Source organism: Streptomyces sp. A0958 (assembly GCF_004795035.1).
Lineage (GTDB): Bacteria > Actinomycetota > Actinomycetes > Streptomycetales > Streptomycetaceae > Streptomyces.
This window is the reverse complement of record NZ_SSBK01000019.1, coordinates 91923-112638: the sequence shown is the minus strand read 5'-3', so window position 1 is coordinate 112638 and position 20716 is coordinate 91923. Positions and strand designations below refer to the sequence as shown.

Below are 20716 nucleotides of genomic sequence, written 5' to 3'. Positions count from 1 at the left end.
CTAGGCACATGGCGGGATGAAGCCGGCCTTGGCCAAGGCCGGCCTCCCCCACGGCAGCTCCACCGCTATCGGCGGGAATGCTTCGATGTGACGCTCAAGTTGCTCAGCTCCCGAGGGAGGCGGAGCACTTCACGCGTGCCCGCACTTTCGCCGTCCGCGGACGGTGAGGAGTTCCAGGAGCCGGGCCACCTCGCTCTCGACCGCGGCACGGGCGGCGCCCAGGTAGGTGCGGGGGTCGGTCAGGGCAGCGTTCGCGGCGAGTTCGCGGCGCGTGGCCCGGGTGAAGAGTTTGTTGAGGTGGGTGGAGATGTTCACCTTGGTCATGCCTGCGGCGACCGCCTCGGCCAGACCGTCGTCGTCCACACCGGACGAGCCGTGCAGCACCAGCGGCACGTCGAGGACCTCGCGCAGCCGCGCGATCAGCGTGAGGTCGATGGCGGCGTCACGGGTTGCCATGGCGTGTGAACTGCCCACTGCGACGGCCAGGGCGTCGACCGCTGTGGCCGCGGTGAAGGCGACTGCCTCCTCGGGGTCGGTCCGTACGCCGGGAGCGTGGGCGCCGTCCTTGCCACCGACCTCGCCGAGTTCGGCCTCGACCCACACGTCCGCCCGGTGGCAGTACCGCGTCACCTCACGGGTGGCGGCGAGATTCTCCCCGTACGGCAGCTTGGAGGCGTCGAACATGACCGAGGTGAAGCCGAGTTCGACGGCTTCGCGGACCAGGTCCACGGATTCCGCGTGATCGAGGTGGACTGCGACCGGGACACGTGAGGAGCGGGCGATGGCCAGCGAGGCGTGGCCGAGGGGCGCCAGGGCGCGGTGGTAGCGCGCGGTGTTCTCGCTGATCTGGAGGATGACTGGCTGTCCGGCCCGTTCGGCCCCGGCCACGATGGCCTCGGCGTGTTCCAGCTGCACGACGTTGAACGCGCCAACCCCCCTTCCTGCCTCGTGGGCCGGGCCGACGATGTCGTCAGTAGGTATGAGCGGCATGGATCTTCTCCAGAGCGACGTGGGTGCGGAAACGGTGATGGAGGCGGGCGTCGAAGTCGCCGGCCAGGGGGCACGGCACGGCCGCGGCGGAGAGGGCGACCGCCTCCCGCAGGACCGCCTCCCAGGTCAGGCCGTCCGCCAGACCCGCGGCGAGCGCGGCCACGCAGGCGTCACCCGCGCCGGTGGGATTGCCCGACAAGCGCTCCGGCGGGACCGCGCGCCAGCTCCCCGTCCGCGTGACTGCGAGCAGGCCCTCGGGCCCCTGGGAGACGACCACCGCCTTCGCGCCGTGCGTGCGCAGGTCGGCCGCAGCCCAGGCCACGTCCTGCCGGCCCGTTGCTTCGAGGAGTTCGGCGGCGTTGGGTTTGACGACGTCCGGACCCGCGCTCAGGGCGTCCAGCAGGGCGGCGCCGCTGGTGTCGAGGACCGTCGCCGCGCCCGCCTGGTGGGATGCCCGGATCAGGTCGGCGTAGGCGTCGGACGGCAGTCCCGGCGGCAGGCTGCCGGAGAGCACTACGACGTGGGCGTCCTGCACGAGGCGGGGGAAGCGGTCCGCGAAGCCGTCCCATTCGGCGGTGCTCACTGTCGCCCCGGGCTCGTTGAAGACGGTCGCGTCGCCGTCCCGTCGGGAGACCACGGTGAGCGTACGGCGGGAGTCGTCCGCCACTGGCACCAGGGCGTCCGCGAGTCCGGCTGCGCGAAGATCGTCGCGGATGGCCCGGCCCGTCGGTCCGCCGGCGAAACCGGTCACGAGGGCGGGGTGACCGAGCGCGGCCAGCACTCGGGCGACGTTGACGCCCTTGCCGCCGGCGCGCCTGTGGGGGACACCGGTGACCCGGTGCGACCCGTGCGGGATCAAGGCCTCGACCTCGTAGGTGACGTCGAGCGCGGCGTTGAGGGTGACGGTGACGATCACGGTGTCCGGCTCCTCTCCGCCCCGCTGCCGTCGCGCACGTGACCGCTCTTCACGAGTGCGTCAGGCATGGGCGTCGAGGATCACTGAGCGGGTCGGGTTGCGGGGGCGGTCCGGGCCCAGGCCGCGCGTCCGGGCGGCGCCGAGGAAGGTCAACTGTTCGGCGTCGCACAGCTGCGGATCCAGCGGTGCGGTCACCGCCCGTTCCGTGTCCTGGATGGCACGGGACAGAGGATGCGTCCCGGCGGGCAGCGGGCCGGCCGACTCCAGGTGGCCACGCAGCAGGGCCATGAACCAGGACGTTCCGCAGCCGACCACGGCCACCCGCTCTCCGCTGCGGGGGAGCACGTCCTGCGCCTGCGGGACGAGAGCCGCCGCGCGCCGCCAGGTGTCGGGCTGTGACGCGATTTCCGTGGTGGTGCGGGATTCGATCGAATCGGCCATGCGCGGGGTCCTTCTTCTTCGGACGGGGAATGCACTGGAAGCCTGATGCTGAAAGTTGCTCGAAACAAGCGACTTTCGAGCGGAATCGAGCATGCGCCAGTATCGGTTGCGGCTGGGCGTGGGCCAAGATGGGTTATCGGACCGTTACCTTCGCCCGGTGGGCGGCCGACTGCCAGGGCTGAAGCGGGGCGGCGGGCGGCCCGGAGGTCGCCACCCCGGGGCCGGTTGAGCCCAGCGCCCACCGCCGCGGCGTCGAGCTGATGTCGCGCTGCGGGGTGGCGAGGGTTCCGTCGGCGGTGGAAGCACGACGGCGGGGGCGGACCGGCTCTTCGGGAGGCGGTCGTGCGGCGGCCCCGAGCGGCGCTGAGCGCCCACCGCGGGTTGCCGCCGCCAGTGGGGGCAGGTCCACTGGATCACCCCGGCGCCGCCGGAGGCCTCGGCGCCAGGGTGCGGCGAGGGCGTGACCTCAGGTGCCCCTTGAGGTTGTGTCCCTGTGTCGTGAGTCGAAGGTGCGCCCGGACGTCAGCTGGTGCGCCCCGCGCCTCGGGCCCGCGGGGGTGCGGTGCTGGCGCGCAGTACCAGTACGGGTTCCAGGTTCTGCGGGCCGGCCGTGCTGCCGGGAGCGGCCGGGCGGCGCAGGAGCTGGGCGACCGCGAGTTCGCCGGTACGGGCGAAGGGCTGGGCGATGGTGGTCAGCGGAGGAGTGCAGTACGCGGCGAGGTCGATGTCGTCCATGCCGACCAGGGACACGTCCTCGGGGACACGGCGGCCGAGTTCGGTGAGGGCGCGGATCACTCCGAAGGCCATTTCGTCGCTTGCGACGAAGACGGCGGTGGCGTCCGGGATGCGGCCGACGATGAGGCCGTTGCGGTAGCCGGAGGCGGGCGACCAGTCGCCCTCCAGCTCGGGGGGCGCCGCCCGGCCCGCGGCTTCCAGGGTTTCGCGCCATCCGTCGCGCCGGCCGGCTGCCTCCAGCCACTGCTCGGGGCCCGCGATGTGCCAGACGGTCTCGTGGCCGAGGTCCAGGAGGTGCTGGGTGGCCAGGCGTGCCGCGTACGCCTGGTCGATGGCGATGACCTCGGTCGTGTCGGTCCGGGAGCCGTCGATGGTGATCGTGGGAACGGCCCGGGTCAGCTGCTCGATACGGGGGCTGCTGTGGATCAGCGGCACGGACAGGATGACGCCGTCGACGCCCTGGTCGGCCAGCCGGGAAAGCGCTGCCTCGATGGCGGAGGTGTCCAGCGAGGCGGTGGTGGCCGTGCTGACCGCGTACCCGGCGGCGTGCGCCGCGTACTCGATACCGGCCGTGACTGCCGCCCGTGAGTAGAACGTGGTCTGGAGCGTGACGACACCGATGGTCCGGCTGAGGCCGGAGGAGAGCATCCGGGCGGCGTTGTTGCGGCGGTAGCCCAGTTGCTCCACCGCGCTCAGCACTTTGGCCCGGGTGTGCTCCTGCACGTTGGGGTGGTTGGCGAGCACGCGCGACACGGTCTGCGCCGATACGCCGGCCAACTGCGCCACATCCCTCATGCCCGGTTGGCGTGCCGCGCGTGCTTCCTGCTTGCCCATGGGTTCCTTCCTGCCCGTACCTCCCCAGAAGTGTATGGAGGGCGGCATCGCGAACAGCCACATGCCCCTCACCCCGGGACGTTGTTGCCGCAGAAGCATTGGCACCGGTAACAATTTCTGCCATAGTTCCGGCCCATGGAGCGCGTCGGAACGACTGATTCCCGTCGCGGGCCAGCTTCTATGGGCCGCCCATGGCCCTCCTTCAGGGCTGGCCGCATCGCAGAGGAGACGCTGTGAAGAGCACTGTTGCCCGGGTGGCGAGCGCGGTCGGAGCCCTCGCCCTCACGCTTACCGCCGCCGGCTGCGGCGGATCGGACGGCGGCTCGTCCTCCGCGGACGGCAAGTCATCGGTCACATTCTGGGGGTGGGCGCCCGGCTACGCCCAGGCCGTCAAGGCGTTCAACGCATCCCACCCGGACATCAAGGTCACCTACCAGGCGGTGCAGCCGGGAGCCAAGGGCGGCTACCAGAAGATGCTGAACGCCGTGAAGGCCGGCAACGCACCCTGTCTGGCACAGCTGGGGTACGAGACGCTGCCGAGCTTCGCGGCGCAGGGCGCGCTGCAGGACGTGTCCGCCGAAGTGAGCGCGGATGACCAGGCGGATTTCCAGGAAGCCGCCTGGAAGTCGGTCAGCCTGGGCGAGCAGGTCTTCGGCGCTCCGGTCGACACCGGCCCGATGGCGCTGTTCTACAACAAGAAGGTCTTCGACAAGCTCGGCCTCAAGCCCCCGGCCACCTGGGCCGAATACCGGACCGCGGCCGAGAAGATCCACGCCGCTGACCCCAAGCACTACGTGTCCTCGCCCTACCTCAACTACGACTACGCGGGCCTCGCGTGGCAGGCGGACGCGGGCTGGTTCGCCACCAAGGGCGATGCCTGGCAGGTCACGATGGACTCGCCGGCCAACAAGAAGATCGCCGACTTCTGGCAGGGCCTGGCCGACGACCACCTGATCAGCAGCGCGCCGATGTACGACCAGGGGTGGTACACCGGCCTGGGCAACGGCGACATCGCCACGGTGGTCGGCGCGGTCTGGCAGGCGGGTGTCATCAAGGGCGGCACGAAGGCCGGGGCCGGGCAGTGGGCCGTGGCCCCGATGCCGCAGTGGGACGCGAACGCCCCGAAGGCGGGGAACGCGGGAGGCTCGGCCACGGCCGTTCTCAAGGGCTGCGACGACACGAAGGCCGCCTGGGAGTTCGCCCACTGGCTGAGCACCGACCCCACCACCTACGGCACGCTGATCGAGAAGGCCGCGCTCTACCCGGCGGCCAAGAAGCTCCTCGATCTGCCGCAGCTCAACAAGGCAGACCCCTACTTCGGCGGGCAGAACATCTACCCGGTCTTCGCCGAGGCCGCCGCGCAGGTCGGGACGGACTGGACCTGGGGGCCGCTGATGACCAAGACGGCGGCGGATCTGGACGACGGCCTCGGCAAGGCGTGGGCAGGCAAGAGCTCCATCGCCGACGCGCTGAGCGACGCGCAGAAGAAGACCCTCGCCGAGATGGGCAAGCAGGGCCTGAAGGCCACTCCGTAGCAAGGGGAAAGCAGCGGTCCGCCCCGGCCGATATCCCTCCCCGCCATCGGCCGGGGCGTACCGCGCCGCTGACCACCGCAAGGCAGCCCACCCGACGAAGGAATCCGCACGTGTCCCATTCCAGTGCACCGGGAGCGGTCGCCGCCGCACCGCCCGGCGCTCGCGCCTCCGGACGGCCCGTCCGGCACCGGCCACTCTCCCGCGCCGCCAAGCCGCTTCTGTTCTGCGCGCCCTTCCTCGTCCTGTTCGCGGGAATGTATCTGGCGCCGATCATCTACGCCGCGGTCAGCAGCCTCTCCACCATCCGGCGCTCCGGCCTCGGGCTGACCGCTCCCACCAAGGTGTTCGATCCGCTGGGCAACTACACGCGGGCCCTGCACGACGACGCCTTCATCGGTTCACTGGGCCGGGTCGCGCTCTTCGGAGTGGTCCAGGTGCCGGTGATGCTGGGCCTGGCGCTCGGGCTCGCGCTCCTCCTGGACGCCAAGTCGGCCCGCGGCAAGGGCTTCTTCCGCCTCGCCGGGTTCCTCCCGTACGCGGTTCCCGGGGTGAGCGCGGCCCTCATCTGGTCCTTCATGTACTCGCCGCTCTCCAGCCCGGTCAACCGCTTCCTGGCACACGCCGGGGTCAACGTGCCCTTCTTCGACTCGGACGTGGTGCTCTGGTCCGTCGCCAACATCGTCACGTGGAGCTGGGCCGGCTACAACACGATCATCATCTACGCGGCCCTGCAGTCCATCCCCGCCGAGGTGCTGGAGGCGGCGCGGGTGGACGGTGCCGGCGCCCTCCGGACGGCGTGGAGCATCAAGGTCCCGGCCGTGCGCGGTGCCCTCGTACTCACCACCGTCTTCTCGGTGATCGGCTCGGCCCAGCTGTTCAACGAGCCCGCCGTCCTGCAACCCGTGTCCGCCGGATCCATCTCGTCGGCCTTCACACCGATCATGTCGGCCCAGAGCGCCGTAGCGGCGGGCAACTACCCCTACGCGGCCGCCCAGTCGGTGATCCTCGCGCTGCTGGTCGGGGTCGTTTCGATCACGTTCTTCAAGATTACCGGCCGACGGGAGTCCGCATGAGCGCCATCAGCACGGCGAGGACCGACCCGGCGGCGCCGGGCACCCGGCCCGCACAGACACCACACAGGTCCCCGTCCCTCCGGCCGGCCCCGAACCGCAGGGCGTCCCGGCGCGAGACCACTGTCACCAGCCGCGTCACGGTCACCGCACTCCTGGGACTGTCCGCCGTCTATTTCCTCTTCCCCCTGTGGTGGCTGCTGATCTCGGCGACCAAGCCGTTCGGTGAGCAGTTCAGCGGCAGCGGCCTGTGGTTCGACGGTTTCGGGCTGTGGGACAACATCGTCCGGCTCGGCGAGCAGGACGGTGGGATCTTCTGGCGCTGGATGCTCAACAGCCTGATGTACTGCGGTGTCGGGGCGCTGTTGGGGACGCTGTTCTCCGCACTCGCCGGATACGCCCTGGCCAAATTCGACTTTCCCGGCAGGGGAGCCGTCTTCGGACTGGTGCTGGCGGCCGTCCTGATCCCGAAAGTGCTGTTCACCCTGCCGCTGTACCTGATGTTCTCGAGCGTCGGGCTCATCGACAACCCGCTGGCCGTTCTGCTGCCCAGTGTGGTCAGCCCCTTCGGGGTCTACCTGGCCCGGGTCTTCGCGTCGCAGACCATCCCGGACGAAGTGCTGGAGGCCGGGCGGCTCGACGGCGCCGGCGAGCTGCGGATCTTCCGCGGCATCGTGGTCCGGATGCTGCTGCCCGCGCTGGTCACCATCTTCCTGTTCCAGTTCGTGGAGATCTGGAACAACTACCTGCTGCCGGCCATGGTTCTCGGCGACGACCGCCTGCAGCCGGTCACCGTGGGCCTGGTGGGCTGGAACGCCAGCCACGTCGCCGTACCACCGCCCCTGGTGGTCATCGGATCCCTGGTGTCCGTCGTCCCCCTCCTTCTCGCCTTCCTAGCCCTGCAGCGCTTCTGGCGCGCGGGCATGACCGCCGGAGCCGTCAAGTGACCACCCAGGCCCACCCTCCCGGCGCCCACCGCACCGAGACCGACGCGGACCGTGTGCCGCCCGGACCCCGGCCCCGCCGTGCGCAGCCGGCCCTGACTCACCGCACCGGCACCCTGCTGCGCCGAGGCCTCCCCCACCGCGTGCTCTCCGGCTCGCTGCACTACTTCCGCGTCCACCCCGAACAGTGGGCGGACCGCCTGGAGCGGCTCGCCGCGCTCGGGCTCAACACGGTGGACACCTACGTTCCGTGGAACTTCCACGAACGCACCCCCGGCGGCATCCGCTTCGAGGGCTGGCACGACCTGGGGCGCTTCATCCGGCTGGCACAGGGGCAGGGCCTCGACGTGATCGTCCGCCCGGGCCCGTACATCTGCGCGGAATGGGACAACGGCGGGCTGCCCGCCTGGCTGACCGGCACCCCCGGCATGCGGCTGCGCACCTCCTACCCACCGTTCCTGGGTGCCGTCAGCCGATGGTTCGACGAACTGATCCCTCGTATCGCCGCTCTCCAGCACTGCAATGGCGGACCGGTCATCGCCGTACAGATCGAGAACGAATACGGCAGCCACGGCGACGACACCGGGTATCTGCGCTTCATCCGCGACGCCCTGGTAGCCCGCGGCATCACCGAACTGCTCTACACCGCGGACGGCCCCACCGACCTGATGCTCGACGGCGGCACTCTCCCCGACCACCTGGCTGCCGTCACCTTCGGCTCCCGGCCCGAGCAAGCGGCCGCGCTGCTGCGCTCACGCCGCGAGGCGGAACCGTTCTTCTGTGCCGAGTTCTGGAACGGCTGGTTCGACCACTGGGGCGAGAACCACCACGTCCGTCCCGCCGCGGGTGCCGCCGACACCGTAGCCCGCATCCTGAACGCCGAGGGATCGGTGAGCCTCTACATGGCGCACGGTGGAACCAACTTCGGCCTGTGGTCCGGTGCCAACCACGACGGAGATCGGCTCCAGCCGACCGTGACCAGCTACGACTCCGACGCGCCTGTTGCCGAACACGGAGCGCTCACACCCAAGTTCCACGCGGTGCGCGACCGGCTGCTCGGCCCGGACGCGACCACCCCTCCAGTGCCGGCCGACCCACCGCTCCTGGAACCCCGAACCCTGCCCCTGACCCAGGGATCCGCACTGCTCGACGCACTGCGCACGGTGAGCGAGCCGGTCCACGCGCCGCTGCCGCTCAGCTTCGAGGAACTGGGCCAGGCATCCGGGCTGGTGCTCTACACCGCACATCCGCTGCTGCCCGCCGGCGAACACGAAGTGACGGTCACCGGCCTGCACGACCGGGCCCACGTGTTCCTCGACGGCACCCTGGTCGGAGTACTGGACCAGGAGACAGCCTCCTGCCAGGTCGCTGGGAACGGTCAACGGGCCCGCCTGGAACTCCTGGTGGAGAACCAGGGCCGGATCAACTACGGACCGCTGCTCGGCCAGGGCAAGGGAATCCTCGGTGGACTACGGGTGGAACGCCGCCTCGTGCACGGCTGGAGCATGCACCGGATACCGCTCGACACATGGACACCACAGGAACTCGCACGCACCGCCTCCGCCGCCCCGCCCGCCGGCACGACCGGCTTCGCCACCGCTTCCCTGACCCTGGACCGCACGGCCGACACGTTCGTCGCCCTGCCCGGCTTCGGCAAAGGCTTCTGCTGGATCAACGGCAACCTGCTGGGCCGCTACTGGGAGATCGGTCCCCAGCACACCCTCTACCTGCCGCGTCCTTTCCTGCGTGCGGGCGACAACACGCTCACCGTCCTGGAGCTGGAGCGCCTCGGTGACCGGATCGAGCTCGTCGACCGTCCCGAACTCGGCGCTCCTGAGGAGTACATCGAAACCTTCGACTGACCCCGCTCGCTCCATTCCTTCCGTCCCCGAGAGGAGCCGGCACCATGCCCGTCCCCGTCCCCGTGAGGACCATCTGGCCCCCGCCCGCATCCCCCTTCACGGTCACCCCGCACCCGATGACGGTCGCGCACCCGGCGCACCCGGCGAAAACCCACAAGGAAAAGCCATGACAGCTACACGTACAAAGGTGGTGAGCGCACTCGTGGCCGCGGCTCTTGCCGCAGCCGGCGGGGCCGCGCTGGCTGCCTCACCCGTATCGGCAGCCCCGTCCTACACGGTCGACGTCGGTTCGAAGGGCACGTGGGACCGCCCCGACGACACCCCCGCCTTCCCCTACATCGACAAGGACGGCACCTTCTACTACCAGCAGGCCCACGCCCTCTACGGGGCGAGCGAAGGCCGCGCCTGGTCCTTCTACTCCGGCGCCGACTTCGACAGCGCAACCCGGCACCCCATCAGCGACGCGGTCAACCCGGCCAACTCCAACGACAAGAACAACGACACGACCTCACGCTGCAACAACAGCCCCACCGGCAAGACCGCCACCAATCCGCCCACCGGGTCCAGCTACTCCCAGCGCAACTTCTGCGACCTCGCGGGTGTCTGGGTCGACCCCGACACCGGCAACTGGTACGGCCTGGTCCACAACGAGTTCACCCCCCAGCCCTTCGGCGACGGCGTGCACTACGACGCCATCGACTACACCGTCTCCACCGACCAGGGCAAGACGTGGACCATCAAGGACCACGCCATCACCAGCCCCTACAGCACCAAGCGCGGCGACACCTCCGCCTTCCCGCAGAAGACCTACCATTACGGCGACGGCGACCAGCGGCTGTTCGTCGACACCGCCTCCGGGTACTTCTACGTCTTCTACGGCTCCCGCATCGTCGACAAGAACGGCGGCTGGAAGGCGTTCCACGCCCACGTCGCACGCGCCCCCATCTCCGCCAAGATGGCGCCGGACAGCTGGCAGAAGTGGTACAACGGCGCCTGGTCCCAGCCCGGTGTCGGCGGCAAGGAGAGCAACATGGTGCCCACCAGCACCAACAGCTCCGGCTACACCCCCGTCGACAAGGAGTACGACCCGGCCGCCACCGGCACGGTCGCTGAACAGGTCGCTGCCGGCAAGACGCCGCCCACATCACCCTTGTTTGTCATGGACATCACATGGAATGCCTATCTGGGGCTCTACATCGGTGAGCCGCAGGCGGTGGACCAGTCGGGCAATGCCCCGCAGCAGTTCTACGCCACCGACGACCTGACCACGCAGAAGTGGCGGCTGATCGGCGACACCGGCAGCTACACCAATGCCTCCTGGTACCGCTGGTTCCTCGACGGCGCCAACAAGACCAGCTCCGGCATCGTGGGCCGCGACTTCCGCTCCTACTGCTCCTTCGGCTGCTCCGGCGGTTCCTCCGCCGAGTACGTCAACCTCTCCATCAGGACCGACAGCCCGGCCGCCCCGGTCGACACATCCAAGACCTACCGGATCACCGGCGCCGACAGCCGCGCCCTCGCCCAGGTCTCCGGCAGCACCGCGACCACGTCCCAGAACGCCGGCGGCCCCAACCCCGACATCTGGTCCTTCGCCTCCAACGGAGACGGCTCCTACCGCATCGCCAACACCAGCACCAGCGCTCTGCTGGGGGTCGGGACGTCGCCCGCGCAGCGGGCCTGGGGAACCGCGCCCACCGCCACCGCGGCGGGTGCGAACGGTCCGACCGTGGGCCAGCAATGGTTCGTCGTCCGCAACGCCACGGGTGGCACGTACCGCCTGGTCAACCGCTACAGCGGTCTTGTCCTCGGCGTCTCCTCCGGTACGGCCGAAACCTCCCCCGCCCGCTTCTGGACCGCCCCCTCCGGCGGGGTCGGAAACGCCCGCACCGCCGCCCAGCAGACCCTGGCCCTCACCCCGGCCGGCACCGCGCCCGCCACGCTCGACGGCGTCCACACCCTCACCACGGGCGGCAAGGCCCTGGACGTCCCCGGCCACAGCACCACTGCCGGCACCCAGCTGACCACCTACGCGTCCAACGGAGGCGACAACCAGAAGTGGCGCTTCACCCGGCAGACCGACGGCAGCTACGAAATCGCCGGCGTCGAGTCAGGACTGTGCGCCGACGTCAGTGACGGATCCTCCACCGCCGGCGGCAAGATCATCCTGTGGACCTGCCACGGCGGTACCAACCAGCGCTGGAAGGCCACCCCGCGCAGCGACGGCACCTACACCCTGACCTCCGCCAACAGCGGACTGGCCCTCACCACAGCCTCCGGCTCCGACGGCGCACTCGTCACCCAGCAGGCCGGCACAGGGGCCTCCCTGCAGCGCTGGACCATCGGCTGAACTCCCGTCCCTTCCGGTGCGCGGTCCGATGACCGCGCACCGGCCCCACACCGACTCGCACGGTGCGCGTTCCGCCACCACCGTGCCAGGCCCGGAGCACCGCACCCCGAAGAACCGCACCCCGACCGCCCGCACCGACCCCTCGCTGCCGGCCTACGGCACGAAGTCCACAGAGTAACTGAGGGTGATCGCGGTGCCGTACGTCGAGGGCGCCGGCATCGGCCGAGCAGGCGGCGGCTACCGCTTGGCGGCCACGAATCCCCACTGGTCGACCGGGTCGGTGACGACCGGCTCCTCGGGGCGCCACAGGCTGATCGAGCCGAAGCCGGGCTCCACCAGTTCGAGTCCGTCCGCGAAGGTCGCGATGATCTCCTTGGGGCGCGAGATGTACGGCATGGCGCCGCCACTGGCGTACTCGTCGGACCCGGCCCGTGTCTCCGGGGTCTCGATGGTGTCGCACAGCATCAGGTGGCTGCCCGCGGGCAGCGCGTCCAAGTAGCTGCGGAGCAGCGCCGCGGCCTCGTCGGCGTCCGCCAGATGTCCCAGCGTCGAGAGCACCATCACGGCCACCGGCCGGTCGAGGTCCAGCGTGCGGGCGGCCTCGCGCAGCACCGTCTTCGCGTCCCTCAGATCCGCGTGCACATAGTCCGTGGCCCCTTCGGGCCGACTCGTCAGCAGGGCTCGGGCATGGGCGAGAACGATCGGGTCGTTGTCCACGTACACGACGCGTGCCGTCGGCTCGACGCCCTGGGCGACCTCGTGCGTGGCGTTCGCCGTCGGCAGGCCGGTGCCGAGGTCCAGGAACTGCCGCACCCCCGCCTCGGCGGTCAGATAGCGCACCGCGCGTGCCTGGAACGCCCGGGAGGCGCGCGCTATCTCGATGATCTGCGGGTACAGCTCCTCCATCGTCGCCCCGAGCCGGCGGTCCACCTCGTAGTTGTCCTTGCCGCCCAGCCAGAAGTTCCACACCCGCGCCGAATGCGGCGTACCCGTGTCGATTCCGTCCACCGCCATCTGAATGCCCTGCCCGTCAGTCATCGGCCCTCATCGCGTCGCACGACGGCGGCACGGACAGACTCCGTACCGCGCATGCCCATATTTCCTCACGTGCAACATCCGCACCAGCCTCAGGGGGAGCAACTCCCCTGCGGGGCAGGGGGAAAGCCTTTGCGCGGGTGGAGGACGGCGCCGCCCGGCGGCCCCGAGTTTGCCGGAACGGCAACGCCGATCGCGCCGATGGACCGCCCGTCGCATGATCGACACGTAAGCGCGACCGCCCGCCCATGCCCCGAGGAGAGACCCTTGCAGCCCGAACCGACCGCCGGCTTCCGCCACCGCACCGTCGACAGCCCGGCCGGGCGCCTGCATCTGGTGGAGCATGGCACCGGCCCCCTGGTCCTGCTCGTGCACGGCTTTCCCGAGTCCTGGTACTCCTGGCGCCACCAGCTCCCGGCCCTCGCCGCCGCCGGCTACCGCGCGGTGGCGATCGACGTACGGGGCTACGGCCGCTCCTCCCGGCCCGCAGCTGCCGACGCCTACCGGATGCTCGATCTGGTGGAGGACAACGTCTGTGTGGTGCGCGCCCTCGGCGAGGAGAAGGCGGTGGTCGTCGGCCACGACTGGGGTTCCAACATCGCCGCCGCTTCCGCCCTGCTCCACCCCGAGGTGTTCCGTGCGGTCGGTCTGCTGAGCGTTCCGTACGCACCGCCGGGCGGTCCCCGCCCGACCGACGTGTTCGGCCGGATCGGCGGCCCCGAAGAGGAGTTCTACGTCTCCTACTTCCAGGAACCCGGCCGTGCCGAGGCGGAGATCGAGCCCGGTGTGCGCGGCTGGCTCGCCGGTTTCTACGCGGCGTTGTCCGCCGACACCATGCCGGCCCCGGGCGCCCCGGACCCGCACTTCGTCGCGCGCGGCGGCCGGCTGCGTGACCGCTTTCCGGCCGGCAGGCTGCCCGCGTGGCTGAGCGAGGACGATCTCGACGTGTACGCCGGGGAGTTCGAGCGCACCGGTCTGACGGGGGCGCTCAACCGCTACCGGAACATGGACCGTGACTGGGAGGACCTCGCACCCCACCGCGGAGCCCCGGTCGAGCAGCCGTCGTTGTTCATCGGCGGCACCCTGGACGCCTCCACCACGTGGATGGCGGACGCCATCGACGCGTACCCCTCCACCCTCCCCGCCCTGTCCGGCTCGCACCTGCTCGAAGGCTGCGGTCACTGGATCCAGCAGGAACGCCCCGATGAGGTCAACGGCCTGTTGACCGAATGGCTCGCGGCCCTTCCCGGGTGAGGCCGTCGGGTGTGAGGCGCTCACCGCCGGCCGGGGATCGATCCTGCGGCCCGTCCGCCTCAGGGCGCCGTGCCCCAGGGCGCCTCCGCCTCCAGCTGGGCCGCCAGGGCGAGCAGCGTGCCCTCGGCGCCGAGCGGGGCGCCGAACTGGACGCCGAGGGGCAGGCCCCGGCTGTCCCGGCCGAAGGGGACGGACATGGCCGGCATGCCGGTCACGTTGTAGACGCTGGTGAAGGCGGAACTGACGGAGGCGTGGCGGTAGATCGTCTCCGGGACCGCGGTGTCCAGGGTGCCGAGCAGCGGGGTGGGCCGGGCGAGGGTCGGGCTGAGCAGGACGTCGAAGCGGTCGAAGGCGGCCCCGGTCTCCCAGCCGATCTCCTGGGCGCGGCGCAGCGCGCGGCTGACGTCGGCCGCCGCCAGGGCCCGGTAGGTGTCGTACACGACGCGGGTGAAGGGTTCGATGTCGTCGTCGGCGAGCGGTCTGCCGAGGGCGGTGAGGCGGCTCTCGATCTGGGCGACCAGGTCCGCGCCCATCAGGACGGCGGAGGTGGCGGCCACATCGCCGGGGCGGTAGCGGGCGGTGGTCTCGGTGACGTCGTGGCCGAGGTGTTGGCACAGGAGGGCGGCGGCGCGGGCCGCCTGCGCGCACTCCGGGTGGACCTCGGGTCCTTCGGGGAGGGCGGTGAGCAGGCCGATCCGCAGCTGGCCCGGGTCGCGGCGGGCGAGTTCGGAGAAAGGGGCTGCGGGGGCCGGGGCGGCGTAGGCGTCGCCGGGCAGGGGGCCGGCGGCGACGTCGAGGAGCAGGGCGCTGTCCCGGACGGTCGTGGTGAGCGCGTGGTGGACGGAGACGAGGCCGGAGAGGGTGGTGGGGCGGGGTGCGGGCGAGACGCGTCCCCGGCTGGGCTTGAGGCCGAAGAGGCCGCAGGCGGCGGCCGGGATGCGGATCGAGCCGCCGCCGTCGCTGGCGTGCGCGACGGGGACCAGGCCGGCGGCGACGGCCGCCGCCGAACCGCCGCTGGAGCCGCCCGGGGAGCGCTCGGTGTCCCAGGGGTTGCGGGTGGGGCCGAAGAGCGCGGGTTCGGTGGAGGCGTTGAGCCCGAATTCGGGGGTGTTGGTGGTGCCGAGGACGACGGCTCCGGCGCGCCGGTAGCGGGCGACGAGTTCGCTGTCGCGCCGGGCGGTGGCGGTGGCGAAGAGGCGGCTGCCGCCGGTCGCGGGCAGGCCGGCGACGTCGGTGCCGAGGTCCTTGACCAGGACCGGGACGCCGTGCAGCGGGCCGTCGGGGAGTCCGGCCGCCACCTCGGCGCGTGCGGCGTCGAACCGGGTGTGGATCACCGCGCCCAGGCGGGGGTTGTCCTTCTCGATGCGGGCGATGGCCTCTTCGGTGACGGTGGCTGCGTCGGTGGCGCCGCTGCGGACCGCCCCGGCCGTGGCGACGGCGTCCCGGGGGCTCATGACACGTACCCGGCGGGCTTGCCCCAGGTCTCGCGGCGGGTGGTGTTCCGGTCGACGAGGACGCAGCGGGTGCCGGTGAAGTTGGTCGGCATGCACTTGTTGCAGTGGATGCACAGGGAGGGCGTGGCGGCGTCCTCGTGCAGGCGGTTGATCAGGTCGGGCTCGCGCAGCAGCGCCCGGGCCATGGCGACGAACTCGAAGCCCTCGCGCATCGCCAGGTCCATGACGGGCTTGGTGGTGATGCCGCCGAGCAGGATCATCGGGAGCTTCACGGCGGCCCGGATCTGGCGGGCGTCCTCCAGGAGGTAGCCGTCGCGGTAGGGGTAGCTGCGCAGGAACCGCTTGCCGACGAGCTTGACGCCGAGCTTGATCGGCTGCGGCATGATCGCGGAGAAGTCGTCCAGCGGGGCGTCGCCCTTGAAGAGGTACATCGGGTTGAGCAGGGAGCTGCCCGCGGTCATCTCCAGGGCGTCGACCGTGCCGTCCTGTTCGAGCCACTGCGTGACGGGGATGGCCTCGTCCAGCCAGAAGCCGCCGGGCACTCCGTCGTCCATGTTCATCTTGGCGATGACGGCGATCCGGCCGCCGACCGCGTCGTGGACGGCCCGCATGATCTCCCGGGCGAACCTGGCCCGGTTCTTGAGGCTGCCGCCGTAGGCGTCGGTGCGGTGGTTGACCTTGGGGCTGAGGAAGGAGCTGGCCAGGTAGTTGTGGCCGAGGTGGACCTCGACGGCGTCGAAGCCCGCCTCGACGGCGCGGCGGGCGGCCTCGGCGTGGGCCTCGGTGACGCGCCGGATGTCGTCGAGGGTCGCCTCCCGGGCCCAGCTGATGGTGGTGGCGTGGAAGTGCCGGGACGGGGAGAGCGCGGGGGCGCCGTTGCCCTTGGGGTTGGCGACGGGGCCGCCGTGGCCGATCTGCGCGCTGACCGCGGCGCCCTCGGCGTGGACGGCGTCGGTGAGCGCGCGCAGGCCGGGCATCGCCTCGTCGGTCCAGTGGATCTGGTGGCGGTCGGTGCGCCCTTCCTTGGCGACGGCGCAGTAGGCGACGGTCGTCATGCCGACGCCGCCCTTGGCGTAGGCGACATGGAAGTCGACGAGGTCCTTGGTCACCAGGGACTTGTGGCTGAGCCCTTCGTAGGTCGCGGCCTTGATGACCCGGTTGCGGAGTTTGAGCGGGCCGAGCTGGGCGGGGGCCAGGACGTCGGGTGTCTCGGTGGTGGTCATGCGGGGTTCCTCTCGGGTGGGGCGTGGTGGCAGGCGATCCGGTGGCCGGGGCGGATCTCCCTGAGCGGTGGCTCCTGTTGGGCGCACCGGTCGGTGGCGAGCGGGCAGCGGGTGCGGAAGCGGCAGCCGGAGGGCGGGTTCAGCGGGGACGGGAGTTCGGCGGCGGCTGCGGCGGGCGAGGGCTCCGGTTCACCGAGCGGTCCCGGGCCGCGCTGGACCGCGGGGAGGGAGGCGAGCAGCAGCCGGGTGTAGGGGTGGACGGCCTCGTGGTGCATGCCGTCGGAGGGCAGGACCTCGCAGACCTTGCCGAGGTACATCACCATGACGCGGTCGCTGATGTTCTTCACCACGGAGACGTCGTGGGCGATGAACACCATGCTCAGCCCGCGCCGGCTGACCGTCGTCTCCAGCAGGTTGAGGATCTGCGCCTGGACGGACACGTCGAGGCTGGAGACGGGTTCGTCGCAGATCAGCACCTCGGGGTCGAGGAGCAGGGCACGGGCGATGCAGACCCGCTGGCACTGGCCGCCGGAGAGTTCGTGCGGTCTGCGCTCGCGTACGGTCGCCGGGTCGAGGCCGACGTCGCGCAGGGCCGCGTCGATCCGCTCCTCCTTGTCGCGGGTGTCCTCGCCGCTCCCCCAGATCGAGGGCCCCTCCCACACCAGGTCCTTGACGCGGCGGCGCGGGTTCAGGGCGGAGACCGGGTCCTGCATGATGATCTGCATGCGGGCGCGGGCCCGGCGCAGCTCCCCCGGGGCGAGCCCGGTCAGGGTCACGTCGCCGAGGCGTACGGTGCCGGAGTCCGGGGGCGGCAGCTGGATGAGGGCGCGGCCGACGGTGGACTTGCCGCAGCCGGACTCGCCGAGGATGCCGAGGGTTTCGCCCGCGGCGACCTCCAGGCCGACCCCGGAGACGGCGTGCACCTTCTGTCCGCGGCCGGCGGGGTACTCCACGACGAGGTCTTCGGCGCTCAGTGCGGGGGTGGGGCGGATGCTCGTCATACGGCGGCCTCCTCGGTGGCTGCCAGGGGGTGGTGGCAGGCGACGGCGCCGGAGTCGTCGTGCCCGGTGAGCCGGGGGGACTCGGTGGCGCAGCGGTCGGTCGCGAGGCCGCAGCGGGGGGCGAACCGGCAGCCGGGGGGCGGGTTCAGCAGATGGGGCGGGCGGCCCTCGATGGTGGGCAGCAGGGTGTGCGGGGGCTGGTCGATGCGCGGGACGGAGGCGATGAGGGCGCTGCTGTACGGGTGCCGGGGGCGGTCGAACACGGAGGCGGTGGGGGCGTATTCGACGAGGCGGCCGGCGTACATCACCGCGACCCGGTCGGTGCGGCCGGCGACCGTGGCGAGGTCGTGGCTGATCAGGATCATCGCCATGCCCAGGTCCCGGGTCAGCGACTGGAGCAGGTCGAGGATCTGTTTCTGCACGGTGACGTCGAGCGCGGTGGTGGGTTCGTCGGCGATGAGCAGGCGCGGCCCGCAGGCCAGAGCCATGGCGATGACGACGCGCTGCCGCATCCCGCCGGAGAGCTCGTGCGGGTACTGGCGGGCGCGGCGGGCCGGTTCGGGGATGCCGACCTGCCGGAGCAGGTCGACTGCGCGTTCCCGGGCCGCCGTACGCTTCAGCCCCTGGTGCAGGCGGACGCTCTCGGACAGGTGCGTGCCGACCTTCTTGACGGGGTTGAGCGAGGTCATCGGGTCCTGGAAGACCATGGCGACCTCGGTCCCCCACAGGGCCCTGCGCCCCGCCGGACCGAGGGCGTGCACGTCCTGTCCGCCGAGCAGGACGGTGCCGGAGACGGTGGTGGCGGGGCCGTCGGTGATCAGGCCCATGAGGGTGCGGCCGAGCACGGACTTGCCCGAGCCGGACTCCCCGACGATGCCGAGCGTTTCGCCCTCGCGCAGGGCCAGGCCGACGCCGTCGACGGCCTGCACGGGGCCCCGGGGGGTGTGGAAGACGGTCCGTACGTCGGTGGCGGTCAGCAGGGCGGGTGCTTGGGCGTCCGTGGTGGCCGTGGGCGTTTCGGACAGCGGCTTGGTGGTCACAGTTTCACGCTCCGGGAGTCCCAGCGCCCGCGAGCCTTCTCGCCGACGATGTTGAAGGCGAAGACGGTGAGGAAGAGGAACGCGCCGGGTACGAGCACGATGTGCGGGTGCTGCTCGAACACCCGGCCCTCCCCCTCGGCGATCATGTTTCCCCAGGTGGGTTCCGGTGGCTGGATGCCGAGTCCGAGGAAGCTGAGGGACGCCTCCGCGACGATGAGGACCGAGATCATCACGACGGCCAGCGACAGCAGGGGCAGCAGGACGTTGGGCAGCAGTTCGCGCAGGAGGATGCGGGAGCGGGTGGCTCCCATGGCGCGGGCGGCGACGACGAATTCGCGGTTGGCGTACGCCATGGTCGTGGCGCGGGCGAGCCGGACCATGCCGGGGACGGTGAGCAGGGCCAGCGAGAGGGCGATGTTGCGCAGGTGCGGCTGGAGCACGGTCGCCAGGGCGATGAGCAGGATCAGCGGGGGCACGGCGAGCAGGGAGTTGGTGGCGATGCCCACCGCCCGGTCGGCGGTCTTCCCGAAGTAGCCGGCGATCATGCCGATCGCGCCGCCGACGACCGTACCGATGGCGACCGCCGACAGGGAGATGAGCAGCGAGGAGCGGGCGCCGTACAGGGATCTGGCCAGCAGGTCGAGCCCGAAGGCGTTGGTGCCCAGCGGGTGGCTGCCGGTGAACAACGGTCCGCTGAAGACGGGTTCGGCGACCGTCGTCGCGACGTCCCGGTCCTCGGCGAGCGGCAGCCAGGGCGCGGCGAGCATCGCGAGGCCTAGCAGCACCAGCCAGCCCGCGCCGAACCAGAACACCACGTCGAAGCCGGGCCCCGCCCACCGCTTGCCGAGCCGGGAGGCGCCGGCGAGCGTCAGGCCGAGGCCGGCCAGGGCGAAGGCGGTCCTGGCGAGCGGGACGAGCCGGCCCGTGCGTGCCCCGTACACCAGCAGGACGAGTCCGGCGGCGGTGAGGGCGAGGGCGGTGAGCAGCGGCAGCGGGGAGGCGGTCCGCGCGCGCGGAACGATCTCAGACATGGACACGTCGCGTCCTCGGGTCTAGGTAGCCGTAGGAGAGGTCGATGCCGGCGTTGATCACCACGTAGATCACGGCGATGGTGAGCACCGCGCCCTGGACCATCGGATAGTCGCCCTGGCCCGCCGCGTTGACGATGAGCGTCCCCATGCCGGGCAGGGAGAACAGGTACTCCACGACGACGGTGCTCCCGATGAGCCGGCCCAGGCTGAGCCCGAGCAGGGTGACCAGGGAGAACGAGGAGGGGCGCAGGGCGTCGGAGAACAGGATGCGCAGCGGGTTCATGCCCTTGGCGCGGGCGGCGAGGATGTAGTCCTCGCGAAGGGTGACGATGAGGTCGCCGCGCAGGACCCGGGTGAACATGGCGAGTTCGGCGAGCCCCACGGTCAGGGCCGGCAGGAAGGCGTGGTGCAGGTTGCCCGCCAGGTTCCCGTCGCCGATGCGCACCCATTCGGCGCGCGGGAACCAGCCCGCCGAGTCGACCAGGACGAGCACCAGCAGCAGGCCGGCCAGGAAGCTGGGCACGGACAGCACGCCGAAGGTGCCGGCGCCGATGATCCGGTCGGCCGCCGAACCCTCCCGGTACGCCGACCACATGGCCAGCGGCACCGCGATGACCAGGGCGATCAGCAGCCCGAGCACCGCGATCTCGAAGCTGACCGGCAGCGCGGACAGCACCCGGTCGGTGACGTCGCTCTGCGGGGGTACGACGGAGTGGCCGAGGTCGCCGGTGAGGGCGTTGCCCAGCCAGTCGAAGTAGCGGGTGACGAGCGGCTGGTCGAGGCCGAGGTCGTGGCGGACCTCGGCGTACTCGGCGGGCGAGCGTCCCGCCCCGAGGATGTCGACGGCCGGGTCCGAGGGCAGCAGGACCACCAGGGAGAACACCCCGATGCTCGCGATGAGGAGCACGCCCACCAGTTCCACGGCCCGTAGGGCCAGGCGGCGCAGTGCGGCGGGACTCATGGTTCCTCCAGATCTGCCGGGGGCGGCAGGCCGGTCGACGGGG

Annotated in this window: 18 protein-coding genes; 7 read left to right on the top strand and 11 right to left on the bottom strand. The window is 71.3% G+C overall.

Features of this window, described 5'->3' with window-relative positions; genetic code table 11:
• Positions 1–129: 129 nt before the first annotated feature.
• The 4 genes from E6P78_RS19890 to E6P78_RS19875 form a co-directional block, all read right to left on the bottom strand.
• Positions 130–990: a class II fructose-bisphosphate aldolase gene (locus E6P78_RS19890; protein ID WP_136204963.1), complete on the bottom strand. Its 861-nt coding sequence runs from the start codon at positions 988–990 to the stop codon at positions 130–132.
• Positions 971–1906 carry a 1-phosphofructokinase family hexose kinase gene (locus E6P78_RS19885; RefSeq protein WP_136204962.1) on the bottom strand — a complete coding sequence of 312 codons (936 nt, stop codon included), beginning with the start codon at positions 1904–1906 and terminating at the stop codon, positions 971–973. The genes E6P78_RS19890 and E6P78_RS19885 overlap by 20 nt, the downstream gene beginning before the upstream one ends.
• Before the next feature lie 60 nt (positions 1907–1966).
• Positions 1967–2347: a hypothetical protein gene (locus E6P78_RS33490; protein WP_346765586.1), complete on the bottom strand. Its 381-nt coding sequence runs from the start codon at positions 2345–2347 to the stop codon at positions 1967–1969.
• A 522-nt stretch (positions 2348–2869) separates the two neighbouring features.
• Positions 2870–3916, bottom strand: a complete 1047-nt coding sequence (locus tag E6P78_RS19875; protein ID WP_168712655.1) for a LacI family DNA-binding transcriptional regulator — start codon at positions 3914–3916, stop codon at positions 2870–2872.
• Between the two features lie 233 nt (positions 3917–4149).
• On the opposite strand from E6P78_RS19875, the gene E6P78_RS19870 reads away from it, so the two are divergent.
• From E6P78_RS19870 to E6P78_RS32830, 6 genes are all read left to right on the top strand, one after another.
• Positions 4150–5451, top strand: coding sequence for an extracellular solute-binding protein (locus E6P78_RS19870; RefSeq protein ID WP_240799279.1), 1302 nt, complete (start codon positions 4150–4152; stop codon positions 5449–5451).
• Between the two features lie 254 nt (positions 5452–5705).
• Entirely contained in the window at positions 5706–6524 is an 819-nt protein-coding gene (locus E6P78_RS19865; protein ID WP_136204987.1) for a sugar ABC transporter permease, read from the top strand.
• Positions 6521–7468, top strand: a complete 948-nt coding sequence (locus E6P78_RS19860) for a carbohydrate ABC transporter permease (RefSeq protein ID WP_136204960.1) — start codon at positions 6521–6523, stop codon at positions 7466–7468. The genes E6P78_RS19865 and E6P78_RS19860 overlap by 4 nt, the downstream gene beginning before the upstream one ends.
• 53 nt (positions 7469–7521) lie before the next feature.
• Positions 7522–9327 carry a beta-galactosidase gene (locus E6P78_RS19855; RefSeq protein WP_206307855.1) on the top strand — a complete coding sequence of 602 codons (1806 nt, stop codon included), beginning with the start codon at positions 7522–7524 and terminating at the stop codon, positions 9325–9327.
• Between the two features lie 166 nt (positions 9328–9493).
• The gene (locus E6P78_RS19850) at positions 9494–11674 is read left to right on the top strand and encodes an RICIN domain-containing protein (RefSeq protein WP_136204959.1); all 2181 of its coding nucleotides are present in this window, start codon (positions 9494–9496) and stop codon (positions 11672–11674) included.
• Between the two features lie 28 nt (positions 11675–11702).
• A complete protein-coding gene (locus E6P78_RS32830) occupies positions 11703–11852 on the top strand; it encodes a hypothetical protein (protein ID WP_168712654.1) in 150 nt (49 codons plus the stop codon).
• Positions 11853–11911: 59 nt separating this feature from the next.
• Here the strand turns inward: E6P78_RS32830 and E6P78_RS19845 are convergent, their stop codons facing one another.
• Positions 11912–12712, bottom strand: a complete 801-nt coding sequence (locus E6P78_RS19845) for an SAM-dependent methyltransferase (RefSeq protein ID WP_136204958.1) — start codon at positions 12710–12712, stop codon at positions 11912–11914.
• 264 nt (positions 12713–12976) lie between these two features.
• Between E6P78_RS19845 and E6P78_RS19840 the strand changes: the two genes are divergently transcribed.
• The gene (locus E6P78_RS19840; protein ID WP_136204957.1) at positions 12977–13963 is read left to right on the top strand and encodes an alpha/beta hydrolase; all 987 of its coding nucleotides are present in this window, start codon (positions 12977–12979) and stop codon (positions 13961–13963) included.
• A gap of 59 nt (positions 13964–14022) precedes the next feature.
• On the opposite strand, the gene E6P78_RS19835 is transcribed toward E6P78_RS19840, so the two are convergent.
• The 6 genes from E6P78_RS19835 to E6P78_RS19810 are packed head-to-tail and all read right to left on the bottom strand — an operon-like array spanning position 14023 to position 20673.
• On the bottom strand, positions 14023–15417 hold the full coding sequence (locus tag E6P78_RS19835; protein ID WP_136204956.1) for an amidase: 1395 nt from the start codon (positions 15415–15417) through the stop codon (positions 14023–14025).
• Complete coding sequence (locus E6P78_RS19830) at positions 15414–16640, bottom strand: NADH:flavin oxidoreductase (protein WP_136204955.1); 1227 nt, start codon at positions 16638–16640, stop codon at positions 15414–15416. Before E6P78_RS19830 ends, E6P78_RS19835 begins: the two co-directional genes overlap by 4 nt.
• Entirely contained in the window at positions 16637–17641 is a 1005-nt protein-coding gene (locus tag E6P78_RS19825) for an ABC transporter ATP-binding protein (protein WP_136204954.1), read from the bottom strand. The genes E6P78_RS19830 and E6P78_RS19825 overlap by 4 nt, the downstream gene beginning before the upstream one ends.
• Positions 17638–18681, bottom strand: a complete 1044-nt coding sequence (locus E6P78_RS19820) for an ABC transporter ATP-binding protein (protein WP_136204953.1) — start codon at positions 18679–18681, stop codon at positions 17638–17640. Before E6P78_RS19820 ends, E6P78_RS19825 begins: the two co-directional genes overlap by 4 nt.
• Complete coding sequence (locus E6P78_RS19815) at positions 18678–19712, bottom strand: ABC transporter permease (RefSeq protein ID WP_136204952.1); 1035 nt, start codon at positions 19710–19712, stop codon at positions 18678–18680. Before E6P78_RS19815 ends, E6P78_RS19820 begins: the two co-directional genes overlap by 4 nt.
• A complete protein-coding gene (locus E6P78_RS19810; protein ID WP_136204951.1) occupies positions 19705–20673 on the bottom strand; it encodes an ABC transporter permease in 969 nt (322 codons plus the stop codon). Before E6P78_RS19810 ends, E6P78_RS19815 begins: the two co-directional genes overlap by 8 nt.
• Positions 20674–20716 lie beyond the last annotated feature (43 nt).